Annotated in this window: 16 protein-coding genes; 14 read left to right on the top strand and 2 right to left on the bottom strand. The window is 68.1% G+C overall.

Annotation, left to right across the window (positions count from 1 at the left end; genetic code table 11):
- Positions 1 to 96: 96 nt before the first annotated feature.
- The 4 genes from urtB (at position 97) to urtE (ending at position 5,198) form a co-directional block, all read left to right on the top strand.
- Positions 97 to 1,689 (top strand): urea ABC transporter permease subunit UrtB, encoded by a 1,593-nt coding sequence (gene urtB, locus E8D38_RS22360; RefSeq protein WP_246099611.1) that lies wholly within the window; start codon positions 97 to 99, stop codon positions 1,687 to 1,689.
- Positions 1,690 to 2,476: 787 nt separating this feature from the next.
- The gene (gene urtC / locus E8D38_RS22355; RefSeq protein WP_140635781.1) at positions 2,477 to 3,619 is read left to right on the top strand and encodes an urea ABC transporter permease subunit UrtC; all 1,143 of its coding nucleotides are present in this window, start codon (positions 2,477 to 2,479) and stop codon (positions 3,617 to 3,619) included.
- A complete protein-coding gene (gene urtD / locus E8D38_RS22350) occupies positions 3,616 to 4,500 on the top strand; it encodes an urea ABC transporter ATP-binding protein UrtD (protein ID WP_140635779.1) in 885 nt (294 codons plus the stop codon). Before urtC ends, urtD begins: the two co-directional genes overlap by 4 nt.
- 5 nt (positions 4,501 to 4,505) lie before the next feature.
- Positions 4,506 to 5,198 (top strand): urea ABC transporter ATP-binding subunit UrtE, encoded by a 693-nt coding sequence (gene urtE / locus E8D38_RS22345; RefSeq protein WP_140635777.1) that lies wholly within the window; start codon positions 4,506 to 4,508, stop codon positions 5,196 to 5,198.
- 10 nt (positions 5,199 to 5,208) lie between these two features.
- Here urtE and E8D38_RS22340 read toward each other — a convergent pair whose 3' ends face one another.
- Positions 5,209 to 5,448: a hypothetical protein gene (locus E8D38_RS22340; protein WP_140635775.1), complete on the bottom strand. Its 240-nt coding sequence runs from the start codon at positions 5,446 to 5,448 to the stop codon at positions 5,209 to 5,211.
- 207 nt (positions 5,449 to 5,655) lie between these two features.
- Between E8D38_RS22340 and E8D38_RS22335 the strand changes: the two genes are divergently transcribed.
- The 9 genes from E8D38_RS22335 to E8D38_RS22295 all read left to right on the top strand — a co-directional run bounded on the left by E8D38_RS22335 (position 5,656) and on the right by E8D38_RS22295 (position 13,243).
- A complete protein-coding gene (locus E8D38_RS22335; RefSeq protein ID WP_140635772.1) occupies positions 5,656 to 6,222 on the top strand; it encodes an ECF-type sigma factor in 567 nt (188 codons plus the stop codon).
- A complete protein-coding gene (locus tag E8D38_RS22330; RefSeq protein WP_140635770.1) occupies positions 6,219 to 8,945 on the top strand; it encodes a serine/threonine-protein kinase in 2,727 nt (908 codons plus the stop codon). The genes E8D38_RS22335 and E8D38_RS22330 overlap by 4 nt, the downstream gene beginning before the upstream one ends.
- Before the next feature lie 16 nt (positions 8,946 to 8,961).
- Complete coding sequence (locus E8D38_RS22325; RefSeq protein WP_140635767.1) at positions 8,962 to 9,294, top strand: hypothetical protein; 333 nt, start codon at positions 8,962 to 8,964, stop codon at positions 9,292 to 9,294.
- 88 nt (positions 9,295 to 9,382) lie between these two features.
- Entirely contained in the window at positions 9,383 to 9,754 is a 372-nt protein-coding gene (locus tag E8D38_RS22320; protein WP_140635765.1) for a GFA family protein, read from the top strand.
- A 116-nt stretch (positions 9,755 to 9,870) separates the two neighbouring features.
- On the top strand, positions 9,871 to 10,899 hold the full coding sequence (locus E8D38_RS22315) for a PEP-CTERM sorting domain-containing protein (RefSeq protein WP_140635763.1): 1,029 nt from the start codon (positions 9,871 to 9,873) through the stop codon (positions 10,897 to 10,899).
- Positions 10,900 to 10,978: 79 nt separating this feature from the next.
- Positions 10,979 to 11,422 (top strand): MerR family transcriptional regulator, encoded by a 444-nt coding sequence (locus E8D38_RS22310; protein WP_140635761.1) that lies wholly within the window; start codon positions 10,979 to 10,981, stop codon positions 11,420 to 11,422.
- Positions 11,419 to 11,865, top strand: coding sequence for a nuclear transport factor 2 family protein (locus E8D38_RS22305; protein ID WP_140635759.1), 447 nt, complete (start codon positions 11,419 to 11,421; stop codon positions 11,863 to 11,865). Before E8D38_RS22310 ends, E8D38_RS22305 begins: the two co-directional genes overlap by 4 nt.
- Positions 11,866 to 11,991: 126 nt before the next feature.
- Positions 11,992 to 13,002 (top strand): hypothetical protein, encoded by a 1,011-nt coding sequence (locus tag E8D38_RS22300; protein WP_140635757.1) that lies wholly within the window; start codon positions 11,992 to 11,994, stop codon positions 13,000 to 13,002.
- Complete coding sequence (locus tag E8D38_RS22295) at positions 12,989 to 13,243, top strand: DUF7453 family protein (protein ID WP_140635755.1); 255 nt, start codon at positions 12,989 to 12,991, stop codon at positions 13,241 to 13,243. The genes E8D38_RS22300 and E8D38_RS22295 overlap by 14 nt, the downstream gene beginning before the upstream one ends.
- Here the strand turns inward: E8D38_RS22295 and E8D38_RS22290 are convergent.
- Positions 13,240 to 13,899: a dihydrofolate reductase family protein gene (locus E8D38_RS22290; protein ID WP_140635753.1), complete on the bottom strand. Its 660-nt coding sequence runs from the start codon at positions 13,897 to 13,899 to the stop codon at positions 13,240 to 13,242. The two genes, E8D38_RS22295 and E8D38_RS22290, sit on opposite strands and share 4 nt — an antisense overlap.
- A gap of 342 nt (positions 13,900 to 14,241) precedes the next feature.
- Here E8D38_RS22290 and E8D38_RS22285 point away from each other — a divergent pair, with 342 nt between their 5' ends.
- Positions 14,242 to 15,321 carry a M20/M25/M40 family metallo-hydrolase gene (locus E8D38_RS22285; protein WP_219851830.1) on the top strand — a complete coding sequence of 360 codons (1,080 nt, stop codon included), beginning with the start codon at positions 14,242 to 14,244 and terminating at the stop codon, positions 15,319 to 15,321.
- The last annotated feature ends 243 nt before the right edge of the window (positions 15,322 to 15,564 follow it).

The following is a 15,564-nucleotide window of genomic DNA, read 5'->3' as shown; positions in this document are numbered from 1 at the left end:
ACCGGCGGAGCCGGATCCGCGGCGTTCGCTCTGATCCGGGGCAAGTGCCTGGCACTTGCCCCGTCCGCTGGCGCGAATTCCGGTGTGTGGATGGATATGTCGTGGGTGTTGTTTAGGCGCGGTCTGTTTGCTTTGTTGGCGTGGTGGTCCTGTGCCGCGCACGCGCTGACCCCCGAACAGGCCTTTGCCATTGCGGGGGGCGACAGCGACGAACGTATCGAGGCGCTGGGCAAGGCGGTGGCCGCGGCCGACGAACGCCTGCCGGTGCTGGTGCAGGCGTTGCTCGACGACGAGGTGAAGGTCGCGGGCCAGCGTGCCTACATCTTGAAGGGCGAGGAGGTCACCGATGCCGCGAGCGGCGCCGCGGTGGCGAAGCTGCCCGACGATGCCGAAGACGTGGTCAACAACAACCGCATGCGCCGAGAGCTCGAGGCGGCGCTGGCGGGCCTGAAGCTGCTGTCGCCGGACGTGCAGGCGCGCCGTGGCGCGGTGCGCGACCTGCGCGAGGCGATCGACGAATCGAAGCTGCCCTTGCTCGACAAGGCGCTGGCTGCCGAGACGGATGCCGGCCTGAGGGCCGAGCTGGAGGCCTTGCGCGCCATTGCGCTGGTGACGGCCGGGGACGCGGCCAAGCGCATCGACGCCGCAAGAGCGCTGGGTGCCAGCACGCAGGCCAGTACCCGTGTGCTGCTGATGGAGCGGCTGCAGCCGGGCGGTGAAGACGACCCGGCGGTGCGCGCCGAGCTGCAGCGTGCGCTCGATGCGGTGAATTCCCGGCTGGCCTGGGGCGAGCGGGCCGGCGTGGTGTTCTCCGGCGTGAGCCTCGGCTCGATATTGCTGCTGGTGGCGCTGGGGCTGGCCATCACCTATGGCCTCATGGGCGTCATCAACATGGCCCATGGCGAGCTGATGATGATCGGCGCCTACGCGACCTATGTGGTGCAGAACCTGTTCCGCGCCTACCTGCCCGGCGCGTTCGACTGGTACATCGTGGCGGCGATTCCTGCTTCGTTCCTGGCGGCCGGGCTGGTGGGGGCCGGCCTCGAGCGCAGCGTGATCCGCTGGCTGTACGGGCGCCCGCTGGAAACGCTGCTCGCCACCTGGGGCATCAGCCTCGTGCTGCAGCAGGCGGTGCGCTCGCTGTTCGGCGCGCAGAACGTGCAGGTGGAGAACCCGTCGTGGCTGTCCGGCGGCGTCGACGTGTTGAGCAACCTGACGCTGCCCTACAACCGCATCGCGATCATCGTGTTCGCGGTGCTCGTGCTGGCCGGCATGGCCTTGCTGATCGCCCGCACCCGGCTGGGCCTGTTCGTGCGCAGCGTGACGCAGAACCGGCCGATGGCGTCGTGCATGGGGGTGAACACCGCCAGGGTCGACACCCTGGCATTCGCACTGGGCGCCGGCATCGCCGGCCTGGCCGGCTGTGCGCTGTCGCAGGTGGGCAATGTGGGGTCCGACCTCGGCCAGGGCTACATCGTGGACTCGTTCATGGTGGTGGTGCTGGGCGGGGTGGGGCAGCTGGCCGGCACGGTGTATGCGGCGCTGGGGCTGGGTGTGGTGAACAAGCTGCTGGAAGGCTGGCAGGGAGCGGTGCTGGCGAAGATCATGGTGCTGCTGTTCATCGTGGCCTTCATCCAGAAGCGGCCGCAGGGGTTGTTTGCGGTGAAGGGACGGAGTGCCGAGGCATGAGGTGGGTGCCCCTTGTGCGCGTTGTTGTCGCCCCGGTGGGGCGATGCGGCCTTCGGCCTTGGTCGGGAGTCCGTCCCGACAGCCGGGTAACTTTCTTTTGCGTGCCCAAAAGAAAGTCACCAAAGAAAAGGGCACCCTGCCGTGCACGGTCGGCCCTGAACGGGCCGACTTCCCTGCGCAGCTGGTGTCATGAGGGCAGGCAAAGAACTCGCCCCGTTGGGGCTCAGACAGCTTTGCCTGACCGCTTCGCGGCGACCCTCATGCCACGACGCTGCGCAGGCGGCACAGAAGGGGACCCAAAAAACGGATGGACGAGCCGGCCTAGGGCCGGCTGCCAGTGTGAGGGCGTAGCGAACAGCCTCCATCGGATCACCTCGAAGAGCCAAACGAGCGCGCGGCTGCGCGCTGGGCTTCGCTCCCTCAGGCCTAACGAAGAGTTCCCGAACAGGAAAGCCTGCGCAAGACGGCCGGCCCTGAGCCGGCTTGTCGAACTGGCCTTTGGGTCCCCTTCTGTGCCGCCTGCGAGGCGAAGTGGCATGAGGGTCGCCCGCGAAGCGGGTCGGGCAAAGCTGTTTGAGCCCGCAGGGCGAGTTCTTTGCCCGCCCTCATGTCACCAGCCTCGCAGGGAAGTCCGCCCGTTCAGGGCGGACCGAGCACAGCAGGGTGCCCTTTCTTTTGGTTCCTTTTCTTTGGGCACGCAAAGAAAAGGGACCCGGCTGTCGGGACGGACCCCCGACCAAGGCCGGCAGGCCGCATCGTCCCGCAGGGGCGAAAACAAGGCGACCCTATGAGCGCAGTCCTCCCTTCCCCCACGCTGCCACCCACGGCACCACCGCTCAAGAGCCTCCTCGGCCCCAAAGGCTGGAGCGCCGTCATGGCGGCCGTCATCGCGATCACCATTGCCGCGCCGGTGCTGAACCTGCTGGTGCCCCAGCAGAGCGCCTTCCACCTCAGCGACTACGCCGTGTCCCTCATCGGCAAGATCATGTGCTACGCCATCTGCGCGCTGGCCATGGACCTGATCTGGGGCTACACCGGCATCCTGTCGCTCGGCCACGGCCTGTTCTTCGCGCTGGGCGGCTATGCCATGGGCATGTACCTCATGCGCCAGATCGGCCGCGACGGCAACTACCAGTCGGACCTGCCGGACTTCATGGTCTTCCTCGACTGGAAGGCGCTGCCCTGGCACTGGACCTTCAGCGACTCCTTCATCGCGCAGCTGTTCTTCGTGGTCGCCGTGCCGGGGCTGCTGGCCTTCGTGTTCGGCTACTTCGCCTTCCGCTCGCGCATCAAGGGCGTGTACTTCTCGATCATCACCCAGGCGCTCACCTACGCCGCGATGCTGCTGTTCTTCCGCAACGAAACCGGCTTCGGCGGCAACAACGGCTTCACCGACTTCAAGCGCCTCCTTGGCATCACCATCACGCTGCCCACCACCCGCATGGCGCTGTTCGTCATCACCGGGCTCACGCTGGTGGGCTTCTACCTGCTGGCGCGCTGGCTGGTGAACACCCGGTTCGGACGGGTGCTGCAGGCGGTGCGCGATGCCGAGAACCGGGTGCTGTTCTGCGGCTACGACACCCTCTGGTACAAGCTCGCGATCTGGACGCTCTCGGCCGTGATGTGCGGCATTGCAGGCGCCCTGTACGTGCCGCAGGTGGGCATCATCAACCCGGGCGAGATGTCGCCGGCCGCCGGCATCGAGATCGCCATCTGGACGGCCGTGGGCGGCCGCGCCACCCTCATCGGGCCCATCGTCGGCGCGTTTTTCGTCAATGGCGCCAAGAGCTGGTTCACCCAGGCCTTCCCGGAGTTCTGGCTGTACTTCCTGGGCGCGCTCTTCATCGCCGTGACGCTGTTCCTGCCCGACGGCATCGTGGGCGGCGTGAAGCGGCTGCTGGGCAAGGCCGGCAAGGAGGAGCGCGCATGACGCCCGAACTGCTGGAAGCCGGCGCGCGGGTGCGCCAGGCCTATGTCGAGCGCGAGCAGGAGCGTTTCTCCGGCGGTCGCACGGCCAGCTATGGCCGGGTGGTGCAGCCGGGCGAACTCGACCTCACCCACGGGGCCATCCTCTACCTCGACGACATCACGGTCAGCTTCGACGGCTTCAAGGCGCTCGATGCGCTGTCGCTGAGCATCGACGCGGGCGAGCTGCGCTGCATCATCGGCCCCAACGGCGCGGGCAAGACCACGATGATGGACGTGATCACCGGCAAGACCCGGCCCGATGCCGGGCGCGCCCACTTCGGCTCCACCATCGACCTGCTGCGCCTGCGCGAAAGCGAAGTCGCGCGCGCCGGCATCGGCCGCAAGTTCCAGAAGCCCAGCGTGTTCGAGCACCTCACCGTGTTCGAGAACCTCGAGCTGGCGCTCAAGGCCGACCGCCGCGTTCGAGCCTCGGTGTTCTCGCGGCTGTCGGGCGCGCAGCTCGACCGCATTGGCGAGGTGCTCACGCTCATCCACCTGAAGGACCAGGCCGAGCGCACCGCCGGATTGCTGTCGCACGGGCAGAAGCAGTGGCTCGAGATCGGCATGCTGCTGATGCAGGACCCCCGGCTGCTGCTGCTCGATGAACCCGTGGCCGGCATGACCGATGAGGAAACCGAGCGAACCGCCGAGCTGTTCCTCTCGCTCGAAGGCGAACATTCGCTGGTGGTGGTGGAACACGACATGAAGTTCATCCACGAACTCACGCGTGACAACCCCAAGAAGAAGGTGACGGTGCTGCACGAGGGCAGCGTGCTGGCCGAAGGTTCGCTGGCGGAGGTGCAGGCGAACGACAAGGTCGTCGAGGTCTATCTCGGAAGGTGACGCGAATGCTCAAGCTCGAAGGCGTCAACCAGTACTACGGCGGCAGCCACATCCTGCGCAACCTCGGCTTCGAGGCGAGGCTTGGCGAGGTGACGGTGGTGCTGGGCCGCAACGGCGTGGGCAAGACCACGCTGCTCAAGAGCCTCATGGGGCTCGTGCCCATCAAGACCGGCTCCATCCAGCTCGACGGCCGCGAGATCCACAAGCTCACGCCCTACGAACGGGTGCGCCTGGGCGTGGGCTACGTGCCGCAGGGCCGCGAGATCTTCGGCCGGCTCACCGTCGAGGAGAACCTGCGCATGGGGCTGGCCAGCAAGCCGGGCGGCACGCCGGTCCCGGCCGAGCTGTACGAGCTCTTTCCTGTGCTCAAGCAGATGACCGGCCGGCGCGGCGGCGACCTTTCCGGCGGGCAGCAGCAGCAGCTGGCCATCGCCCGCGCGCTGGCCGCCGGCCCCAGGCTGCTCATCCTCGACGAGCCCACCGAAGGCATCCAGCCGTCGATCATCAAGGACATCGGCCGCGTGATCCGGCGCCTGGCCGAGCGCAAGACCATGGCCATCGTGCTGGTGGAGCAGTTCTACGACTTCGCCGCCGAGCTGGCCGACCAGTACCTCGTGATGGAGCGCGGCGAGATCGTGATGCGCGGCCGCGGCGCCGACATGGAAGCCGACGGCGTGCGCCAGCGCATGTCGATCTGAGGTTCCGAAGTCAGCAGCCGCACCAGTCGGGCGCCGGCAGCCCCGGCTGCACGGGCGGGTATTCCGGCAGCGGGTTGTAGACGGCCGGCACCGTCTGCAGGTCTTCGAACGAAGGCCTCGACGGCTGCGGCTCGATGGGCAGGTCGGCGTCGGCCGGCGGCCCGCTGTCGGGTTCTTCATGCGGCTGGTGCGCGCGCAGCAGCTGCAGGATGGCCGAACGAAAGGTGATGGCGGGAGCGAGGGTGGACATAGGCGGCACTCCATGGGATTCGGGTGACCGGCGGATCGACATTCCGGCCTCAGCCCTACATACGGAATCCCTCGGCCAAACCCGACATGCCGCCCGAGAAAAAGTTGATGTGCCGCATGATCGGCCGCCCGAGGGCGCCTTGATGCCGCCATGGGGCGCGGTTAGAGTCGCGGCTTCCCGGCACACGCCCGAGACGGCGGCGGCTTCATGAACGACATGGCGGACATCACGAGCTTGCTGCGCGCCGCCGCGACGGGCGACCGGCAGGCCGCCGACCTTGTCGTCCACCTGCTGTATGCCGACCTGCGCCAGGTGGCGCGCGCGCGCCTGCGCGCCAGCGGCGAGCTCACGCTGCTGGACACCACCGCGCTCGTGCATGAGTCCTACCTGCGGCTGCAGCGCGTCGGCGGCGTGGAATTCGCCGACCGCAAGCATTTCCTCGCCTATGCCGCCAAGGTGATGCGCAACGTGGTCGTCGATGCGGTGCGCGAGCGCGCGGCCGAGCGGCGCGGCGGCGAGACGCCCCACGTCACCTTGAACACCGAAGTCGGCACCGCGGTGCCCGGCCATGCCGACGACGACGTGCTGCGGGTGCACGAGGCCCTGGAGGAGCTGGCCGCCCTCGACGAGCGCCTCGCCCAGGTGGTCGAGATGCGCTACTTCGCCGGCCTGTCGGAGGCCGAGATCGCCGGCTGCCTGGGCGTCACTGAACGCACCGTGCAGCGCGACTGGCGCAAGGCTCGCGCGCTGCTGTCCACAGCACTTCTGAAATGACGGGCAACGGCATAGGCCTGGACCGCAACCGCTGGCTGCGCCTGAGTCCCTTGCTCGACGAGCTGCTCGACCTGGAGCCGGCCGCCCGCACGCAGCGGTTGTCGTCCCTGAGGCTCCAGGAGCCGGAACTCGTCGATGAACTGGCGGCGCTGCTCGACCGTGCCGAGGCGGTGGAGCGCGAGGGCTTCCTGCAGGAGCCTCCGCGCCTGTCGTCGGCCGCGGCCAGCCTGGCCGGCGAAAAGGTCGGCGCCTACACCGTCGAGCGCAAGCTCGGGCAGGGCGGCATGGGCAGCGTGTGGCTGGCGCGGCGCCACGACGGCCGCTTCGAAGGCCACGTGGCCATCAAGTTCCTGGCGGCGGCGGGCGCCCTGGCCGGCAGTGCCGAGCGCTTCGCGCGCGAAGGCAGCATCCTCGCGCGGCTGTCGCACCCCAACATCGCCCGGCTCATCGATGCCGGCGTGACCGGCCCCGAAGGCTCGCAGCGCTACCTGGTGCTCGAGTACATCGACGGCGAACCGATCGACCGCCATTGCGCGCTGCGCGGGCTCGACGTGACCGCCCGCGTGCGGCTCTTCCTCGACGTGCTGGCGGCGGTGGCGCACGCGCACAACCGGCTGATCCTGCACCGCGACCTCAAGCCCGGCAACATCCTCGTCACCCGTGCCGGCGAGGTGAAGCTGCTCGACTTCGGCATCGCCAAGCTGCTGGACGACACCACCGCGAGCGGCGCCGAAACCGAGCTCACGCAGCAGGCCGGCCGGCCGTTCACGCCGGCCTATGCGGCGCCCGAGCAGGTCGAAGGCGGCGAGGTCACCACCGCCACCGACGTGTATTCGCTCGGCGTGCTGCTGTACCTGCTGCTGGCCGGAACCCACCCCACCGCGCCGGAGACCGGCACGCCGCTGGCGCAGATGCGCGCGCTGGTGCACACCGAGCCCAGGCGCCTGTCCGAGGCCGCCGCCCGCACCCACGCAGGCGAACCCGACGCCGCGCGGGCCGCCCGGCTGCTGCGCGGCGACCTCGACAACATCGTCGCCAAGGCACTGAAGAAGGCGCCTGCCGAGCGCTATGCCAACGCCGAGCGCATGGCCGACGACCTGCGGCGCTACCTCAACAACGAACCGGTCAGCGCGCGTGCCGATGCGCCGGCCTATGTGCTGGCGAAGTTCGTGCGGCGCCACCGCGCGGGCGTGGCGGCCGGTGCGCTGGTGGTGGCGGCGCTCGCCAGTGGCCTGGGCGTGGCCCTGTGGCAGGCGCACGAGGCGAAGCAGCAGCGCATCCAGGCCGAAGGCTTGATCGAGTTCATGCTGGGCGACCTGCGCAGGAAGCTGGAGCCGGTGGGGCGCCTGGACGTGCTCGATGCGGTGGGCGAGAAGGCGCTGGCCTACTACGCGGCACAGGACGCCAGCCGGCTCGATGCCGACTCGCTGGGCCGTCGCGCGAGCGCCCTGCATCTCATCGGAAAGATCGCCGAGCTGCGCGGCAACCTGGGGGAAGCCTCTTCGGTGTTCAGCCGTGCGGCAGACAGCACGGGCGAGCTGATGCAGCGCTTTCCGAACGACGGGCAGCGCGTCTACGACCATGCGCAAAGCGTCTACTGGTCCGGCTACATCGCCCGGCGGCGCGGGGAGACGGCCGAGGCCGAGGCATCGTTCCGGCAATACCTGGAACTCACGCAGAAGCTCACCGTCCTCGACCCCGACCATCTCGACTGGCGTACCGAACGGGCCCACGCCGGCATCAACCTCGGGGTCGTCTACCTCGAGAGCGAGCGCCTCGCGCAGGCGCTGCAGTGGTTCGACGATGCGCGCCAGCGCTGGCTCGGGCTCGTCGGCGCGCGGCCCGAGCTCAACGTCGAGCTGGCGAACACCTTCGGATGGATCGCGAAGACGCGGGAGCTGCTGGGCGAATTCGATGCGGCCATCGCGGCCCAGCGGGCCAAGATCGAGGCGTTGGGCAGGATGCCCGGCGCCCAGAGCAACCGGCGGGTGCAGCACCTGCTGGCGAACGCGGCCTATGAAGTCGGCCGGCTGCAGCTGTGCCTCGGGCAGCAGGCGCAGGCGGTGCGGGCCGGGCGAGGCGCGCTCGGCCAGCTCGAGTCGCTTCATGCGCTCGATCCGTCGAACATGGAATGGCTGGCGCACCTGGCATTTGCCCGAGTGAGCCTGGCCGAAGCCCAGCTGGCCGCCGGCGATCGCGCTTCTGCGCGTGAAGGCCTGGAACGCGCGGGCGCTGAAACAGCGCAGCTCATGTCCACCAATGCGATGCAGCGCAAATGGCGCATCACGCTGCGCGGCGGCTTGCTGGCCATGCAGGCGAAACAGGCGCTGGCCGAGGCGCGGTCGTTTCCCCGGCAGGAGCTCGAGGACTACCTGGCCGCGGTCGAGCGCGCCGAGACCGCCGGCAGCCGGCTCGAGCCGGACCAGGTCCGCATCGTCGCGAGCGTCGAGCTGATGCTGGGCGACCTGCAGGCGCACGGATCCGGGCAGCCCGCGACGCGGCGGCCATGGGAAGCCGCGGCCCGGCGCCTGCAGTCCCTTGCCGACCGCGGCGAGGTGGGTGCCATGACGCTGCTGGCCCATGCCCACCTGCGACTGGGTGCGCTGCCGCAGGCGCGCACGCTGGCCGAACGGATCGAGTCCACCACCTATCGGCACCCCGCATACGCCGATCTTCGTCAACGGCTGAAGCACGCAGCGGGGGCAGCGGCAGTCCAACAATGAGCAAGAAGGAAGCGACATGGAACCCGACGTCACGGTCACCGTCACGGAAGTCAACGGCAAGCGCAAGATCCACTGTCACCCTCACCATGTGAAGGTCACCGAGCAGGACACGACTCTCACCTTCGCCCTGGCGACCGACGGCTATGTGTTTCCGCCGAACTGTGCGGTGGTGGTACACCATCCCGGCAGTCAGTTCCCCAACCCCCCGGTCACCGAGCCGGACGGCAAGACCGTGAACCTGTACGACGTGTGCACCGAGATCGGCGACTTCAACTACACCGTGTTCGTCGTCAACGAAAGCGGCACCGAGCGCCTGTCGGAAGACCCGTCGATCCAGAACGAACCCTGAGACTCGTCCCGAGCAAGGCTCCTGACAACTCGTTGTCAGGAGCCGGCGCGTATGGTCCCCGGTCAATCACCAGCCACCGGAGACGACCATGACCATCCTCCAGGGCAGCTGCCACTGCGGCGCCACGAAGTTCGAGGTGCAAGAGGCGCCTGAGAGCGTCACTTGCTGCACCTGCTCCTACTGCTCCAAGCGCGGCAGCCTGTGGGCCTACTACACGCCCGATCAGTTCCGCCTCACCACGCCGGTGGAGGACGTGGCCACCTACCAGTGGAACTCGCGGCTCATCAAGCATCACTTCTGCGCCACCTGCGGCTGCAGCACTTACTGCGAGTCGCCGGACTTCCGCTCCGGCGCGCCCGACTTCGAGCACCCGCGGCTGAGTGTCAACGCCCGCCTGTTCGACGACTTCGACCTCGACGCCGTGCCGCTCGAGACGATCGACGGCAAGAACCTCTGGTAGCCGTGTGCAGGCATCCAGCCTCGGCCGTGCTCCGGGCTGGAATCGTTACCACATCGGCGTAAGACTTTGCTAACGCCCCCCTGTTGCCGTCTCGTGAGCCGTCCTAGATTTCGGCGGTGCCCGGCGTTGCCGGGCGCACCGTGCTGCCCGAGGCGGGCTTGACCCTCGCGATACGCATCAACAACGCGGGCACCGTTCTCGGCACGCAATACCGTACGTCCGAGTCGTCACGCACCTTCACTTACGCCAACGGTGGCCTGACGCTTCTGTCCGCGCCAGATGAGATCCGTGGGAATGCCGTCGATCTCAACGAACGCGGCGACGTGCTGCTGACTTCCACCAACCGGACCGGCTACAGCAGCTGGCTGTTCGACAGCAGCGGGCGGGGATCCCAGCTCACCGCGCCAGGGTGGAGTGTCGTCATCGGGCAGCAGCTCAACGACTCGGGCCAGGTGCTGGCGAGGGCCACACGCTTCGATCAGTGGGGCACCACAGCGGATATCGTCATGCACAACGGCACGATGAGCGAACTGGGCAACGCCTCCGTGGTCGCGCAGGGGTTCGTGCTCAACAACCGTGGTCAGGTCGGCGGCATGTACTGGCCTGAAAGCGCTCCCAACAACAACAGGGCGGCCATCTTCGAGCCCGACGGATCCATCACGACCATGCCCACTCAGTCGTACATCCAGGGGACCACCCTTCTCAATGATCGGGGCCAGGCGGTGGTCCACACGCGCACCATGTACTACGGGTCCACGTCTACCGTTCCCACCGCGCATTTCTATGACGGGGGCGTGTTGACGGAACTCGATGCGGGCATGGGCCCCGGCACCATGGCTGTGGATCTCAATGAGCTGGGGCAGGTGCTCTTCTGGCGCAATCGCTCGAACGACCTGCTGCTTTGGGACCATGGCGTCGTGACCAGCCTGACCGGGTTGCTGCGCGCGCACATGCCCGTCGGTACGACGTTCGGACTGTCGAGTGAATCGGCGGGGATCAACGACGCCGGGCAGATCCTGGTCAATGTCCAGGTCGGCAATACGTGGAGCCCGTATGTCATCACGCCGGTGCCCGAGCCGGAGGTGATGGCACTGATGCTGGCCGGCCTGGGGATGCTGGCCGTGCGGCGCCGGCGCGACGTCTAGGCGTTGCAAGGAACTTGCCGTTCCCCTTGACCTGGAGTGCACTCCAGGTGGCCCAATGGGCCCCGGCAAGGAGAACGGCATGAGCGAACTGCTGATGATCGGCGGCCTGGCGCAGCGCACCGGCCGCAGCATCGACACCATCCGCTGGTACGAGGCCCAGGGCCTCGTGCCCGGCGTCGCGCGCGACCCCGGCGGGCGCCGCCGCTACACCGAGCAGCATGTCGGCTGGCTGCTGCTGATGGACCGGCTGCGCAGGACCGGCATGTCGATCGCCGAGATGCGCCGCTACACCGCGCTCGTCAAGCAGGGCAGGAGCACGCTGCAGGAGCGTCAGGACATGCTGCGCGAGCACCGAGAGCGTGTCGAACGCACCATCGCCGAATGGACCGAGGCGCTGGCCCTGCTCGACGGAAAGATCGACTTCTACGGGCAGTGGCTGCACACCGGGAGGCGACCCGCGCTCGACATGCTCGGCTCCTTTGCGAACCCCGTCCCAACCCCACGCCAGAGGAGCCGCAAATGAAAGACGAGACCCAACGCAACAAGCTGCTGATGCAGGCCATCTTTGCCGAGATGGCCAAGGGCAACGGCCGTCCGTTCATCGATGCCATGGCCGACGACTTCGTGTGGGTCATGCCGGGTGGCGGCACCTGGTCGGGGGCATGGCGCGGCAAGGAGGTCGTGCGCAAGCAACTCCTGCAGCCGCTCTTCGCGCGCTTCGCCGACACCTACACCAACGAGGCGCAGCGTTTCATCGCCGACGGCGATCACGTGGTGGTGCAGTGCCGCGGCCATGTCACCACAACCGACGGCCAGCCCTACAACAACCACTACTGCTTCGTGTGCCGGCTGGCGGGCGGGCAGCTGCGCGAGCTCACCGAGTACATGGACACCGAACTCGCCGCCAAGGCGCTCGGCGCGCCTACGTTCGCCGCGGCTTCCGCTGCAGTTACGCAGCCAACGTAAGACTTTGCAAGCACTCCATTTACGCGGACTCCGGCGAGTTCTAGATTCCATCGCACCCGCCGCGCGGTATGTCCCGCCCCCGATGTCATCGAGTCGGCCCGCGCGGACCGTGTTGCGAAGGGAGTGATGATGAAGCGCATGCAGCAATGGCTTCTGGCGATGGCCTGCGTGGCCGGCTCATTTCAGCCGTCACAGGCGCAGGAGCCTGACTGGACGGCGGTGCGGCTGCCGTGGAAGGCCGAGAACCATTGGGATGCGGTCGTCCTTGGCGGAGTCGCAAGGGTGACGGACATCAACAACGCCGGTCAGGTCGTGGGCTGGTCCTCCTCGGGCGTGGACCCTCAGTCCTTCCTCTACGACCCTCAATATGGCCGCTTGCGCAGCATCGGCCTGGGAGGCACGCAGAGCCAGGCCACCGCCATCAACAACGCCGGCCAGGTGGTGGGGTGGGGCAACTTGCAGGGCGGCGCCACACGGCATGCCTTCATCTATGACCCGCTCGTCGGTACTGCGCGGCAGATACCCGACCCGTATGGCGTTGAAACGCAAGCTGTGGGCATCAACGAGCGCGGCCACGTCATATCGCGCGCGCCGATCCTTCCCCATCTCGGCTACACCTCCTACGGTACGGTGTACGACGGCAGCACCGTTGCAGCGCTGCGCGGAGCGCCGCTGGCCATCAACAACTCCGGCCTCGTGTTCGGTCAGTACATCTCGGGCACGAGCCGCCCGCCGTCGCTGTGGCTCCATCCTTCCGACGAGGAGGTTCTGTCTGTCGGCATCGGCGGCGGCTGGGGGACCTTTGGGGTCGACCTGAACGACTCAGGGCAGGTTGTGGGATTCAGGGGGGCAGGCCACGCTTTCATCCATGCCGGCAGCCAGACGGTGGATCTCGGCACCCTCGGCGGCTCCTACAGTACGCCCAAGGATCTCAACAATGCGGGACAGGTGGTGGGCGAAGCCAGCCTCGGCGACGACAACAGCAACCACGCTTTCCTGTGGGACGACGGCGTGATGACCGACCTGGGCACGCTCGGCGGCCGCAACAGCGTGGCCACCGCCGTCAACGAACTGGGCCAGGTCGTCGGCTTCTCGGAAGTGGCACCCGGCAGCAGCGAGCGTCATGCCTTCTTCTAAAAGCGACGGCCAGATGATCGACCTGACCGAATGGCTGGAGCTGTCGTTCAACGAGGCGGCCGGCCTCAACTCCGCCTCCATCGTGCTCAACGACCTGGGTCAGATCGCGCTGGACACCATCATGGACGACGGCACCCGCGGCATCTTCCTGCTCACGCCGATCCCGGAGCCGTCGCTGTATGCGCTGATGCTGGCAGGCTTGGGCGCGCTGGCCATGGTGAGGCAGCGCCGCAGGTTCTAACCCCTTCGCAGCACCACATGCATCGCGTTCGGCGTGGCAACGTGCTCGCGGCACGAGAGGCCGAGCGCGGTGAGGTCGATGCCGCCGAGCAGGTGCTCGCCCCGGCCCAGCACCGTGGGTGACACGGCCAGGTGCATCTCGTCCACCAGGCCGGCCTGCAGGTACTGCCGCACCGTGGCCACGCCGCCGCCCACGCGCACGTCGCGTCCGCGCGCTGCCTCGCGGGCCAGCCGCAGGGCCTCGTGAATGCCGCCGGTCACGAAGTGGAAGGTCGTGCCGCCCCGCATGACGATGGGCTCACGGGCATGGTGCGCGTGATGTGTCAGCACGTACACCGGCACATGGAAGGGCGGCTCGTCGCCCCACCAGCCTTTCCAGCCGTCATCCGGCCAGGGGCCGCGCGAGTGCGCGAACATGTTGCGGCCCATGATCCAGGCGCCGATGTTGTCGAAGCTGCGTCGCGCGAAGGTGTCGTCCACGTCGGCGCTGCCGGCTTCCTGGCTGCCAAGCACCTCCTGCTTGAAGGTGCGTGTGGGAAACATCCATTCGTGCAGCGCCATGCCGCCCACGCCGAGCGGGTCCTGCTGGCTCTGGTCGGGCCCGGCGCCGAAGCCGTCGATGGACACCGCAAACGCCAGGACCTTGAGTTTGGACATGCTGCTCTCCGTTGAGTGGTGATGCCAGGACGACGGACGACGGGCCCCCCGATCGACATGGCCGCCGCAGAAATCTGTGACAGCATCGCGGCTCCGTGGTTGCCTCGCAAGGGAGTCCCATGCGCCACCTGCTTGCCGCCCTGGCCCTGCTCGGTACGTTGTCGGCCGCGGCCCAGGCCTCCCCTCCGGTACCGCTGCGCGAGCTGGCCGAGGGCGTGCAGCCGGCCGGGCTGCGCGCCAGTCTCGACAAGCTGGTGGGCTTCGGCACCCGCCACACCCTGTCGGACACGGTGTCCGACACGCGCGGCATCGGTGCGGCACGCCGCTGGGTGCAGGCCCGCTTTGCCGCCATCGCAGACGATCACCGACCAGCGCATCCCAAGGCCCACCGAGGTGGTGAACTTGGTGGCGGTGCAGCGCGGCACGAGCGACTCGCAGCGTGTGATCGTCATCACGGGGCACCTGGACTCGCGTGCCGGCGACGTGATGAACGCGACCATCGATGCGCCCGGCGCCAATGACGACGCCTCCGGCGTCGCGGCGGTCATCGAGGCCGCCCGCGTCCTGTCGCGCCACAGGTTCCGCGCCACGCTGGTGTATGCCGCGCTGTCGGGCGAAGAGCAGGGGCTCTACGGCGGCAGGATCCTGGCGGCCTACGCCCGTGCGCAAGGCTGGCAGGTCCAGGCCAACCTCAACAACGACATCGTCGGCAACAGCCGCGGCGGCAACGGCGTGCACGACAACGCCACGGTGCGCGTGTTTTCAGAAGGCACCAGGACGACCGAAACGCAACAGCAGGCCAACCGGCGCCGCTACAACGGCGGCGAGGTGGATTCGCCCTCGCGCAACATCGCCCGCCTGATGGCCGCGCTGGCCGAGCGGCACCTCGACAACCTGCGGGTGAAGATGGTCTACCGCACCGACCGCTACGGCCGCGGCGGCGACCAGGTGGCGTTTCTCGAAGCAGGCTTCCCGGCGGTGCGCATCACCGAGGCCAACGAGGACTACACCCGGCAGCACCAGGACGTGCGGGTGGAAAACGGCATCCGCTACGGCGACACGATCGACGGCGTGGACTTCGACTACCTCGCCCAGGTCACGCGGCTCAACGTCGTCGCGATGGCGGCGATGGCCCGTGCGCCGGCGCCGCCGTCGGGAGTGACGATCGAAGGCGCGGTGAGCCCGCACACCACCTTGCGCTGGAAGGCGGTGCCCGGCGCGGCGGCCTACCGCGTGTGGTGGCGCGACACCACGGCGGCGCAATGGACGCATTCGCGCGACGTGCCTGCCACCCCGGGGGAGGCGCAGGCGGCCATGCTGCGCAACATCACCATCGACGACTGGTTCTTCGGGGTTTCGGCGGTGTCGGCCGACGGGCATGAGTCGCCGGTCGTGTTTCCGGGCGACGCGGGTGCGTTCTAGCAGGGGGCGTGGTTTCGTGCTTGTCGGTCGGGTGTCTTGTCGAGGAGGCAGCCCGCCGGGATGTGCGCCCGGCAGCGCAGTACCTTTCTTTTGCTTGCCCAAAAGAAAGGCACCAAAGAAAAGGGCACCCCGACTGTGCTCGGTCGGCCCTGAACGGGCCGACTACCCTGCGCAGCTTGCGTCCCGAGGGCGAGCAAAGAACTCGCCCTCAGCCTGCGGCTTCGGAGCTCAGACAGCTTTGCT

Source organism: Methylibium rhizosphaerae, from assembly GCF_006386545.1.
Classification (GTDB): domain Bacteria; phylum Pseudomonadota; class Gammaproteobacteria; order Burkholderiales; family Burkholderiaceae_C; genus Pseudorivibacter; species Pseudorivibacter rhizosphaerae.
This window is presented reverse-complemented; position numbering and strand designations above follow the sequence as displayed.

What these genes read in the sequence shown, in the direction of transcription:
- urtB (WP_246099611.1), top strand. Translation starts at nt 97, where the DNA reads ATGTCGTGGGTGTTGTTTAGGCGCGGTCTGTTTGCTTTGTTGGCGTGG.
- urtC (WP_140635781.1), top strand. Translation starts at nt 2,477, where the DNA reads ATGAGCGCAGTCCTCCCTTCCCCCACGCTGCCACCCACGGCACCACCG.
- urtD (WP_140635779.1), top strand. Translation starts at nt 3,616, where the DNA reads ATGACGCCCGAACTGCTGGAAGCCGGCGCGCGGGTGCGCCAGGCCTAT.
- urtE (WP_140635777.1), top strand. Translation starts at nt 4,506, where the DNA reads ATGCTCAAGCTCGAAGGCGTCAACCAGTACTACGGCGGCAGCCACATC.
- E8D38_RS22340 (WP_140635775.1), bottom strand. Translation starts at nt 5,448, where the DNA reads ATGTCCACCCTCGCTCCCGCCATCACCTTTCGTTCGGCCATCCTGCAG.
- E8D38_RS22335 (WP_140635772.1), top strand. Translation starts at nt 5,656, where the DNA reads ATGAACGACATGGCGGACATCACGAGCTTGCTGCGCGCCGCCGCGACG.
- E8D38_RS22330 (WP_140635770.1), top strand. Translation starts at nt 6,219, where the DNA reads ATGACGGGCAACGGCATAGGCCTGGACCGCAACCGCTGGCTGCGCCTG.
- E8D38_RS22325 (WP_140635767.1), top strand. Translation starts at nt 8,962, where the DNA reads ATGGAACCCGACGTCACGGTCACCGTCACGGAAGTCAACGGCAAGCGC.
- E8D38_RS22320 (WP_140635765.1), top strand. Translation starts at nt 9,383, where the DNA reads ATGACCATCCTCCAGGGCAGCTGCCACTGCGGCGCCACGAAGTTCGAG.
- E8D38_RS22310 (WP_140635761.1), top strand. Translation starts at nt 10,979, where the DNA reads ATGAGCGAACTGCTGATGATCGGCGGCCTGGCGCAGCGCACCGGCCGC.
- E8D38_RS22305 (WP_140635759.1), top strand. Translation starts at nt 11,419, where the DNA reads ATGAAAGACGAGACCCAACGCAACAAGCTGCTGATGCAGGCCATCTTT.
- E8D38_RS22300 (WP_140635757.1), top strand. Translation starts at nt 11,992, where the DNA reads ATGATGAAGCGCATGCAGCAATGGCTTCTGGCGATGGCCTGCGTGGCC.
- E8D38_RS22295 (WP_140635755.1), top strand. Translation starts at nt 12,989, where the DNA reads ATGCCTTCTTCTAAAAGCGACGGCCAGATGATCGACCTGACCGAATGG.
- E8D38_RS22290 (WP_140635753.1), bottom strand. Translation starts at nt 13,899, where the DNA reads ATGTCCAAACTCAAGGTCCTGGCGTTTGCGGTGTCCATCGACGGCTTC.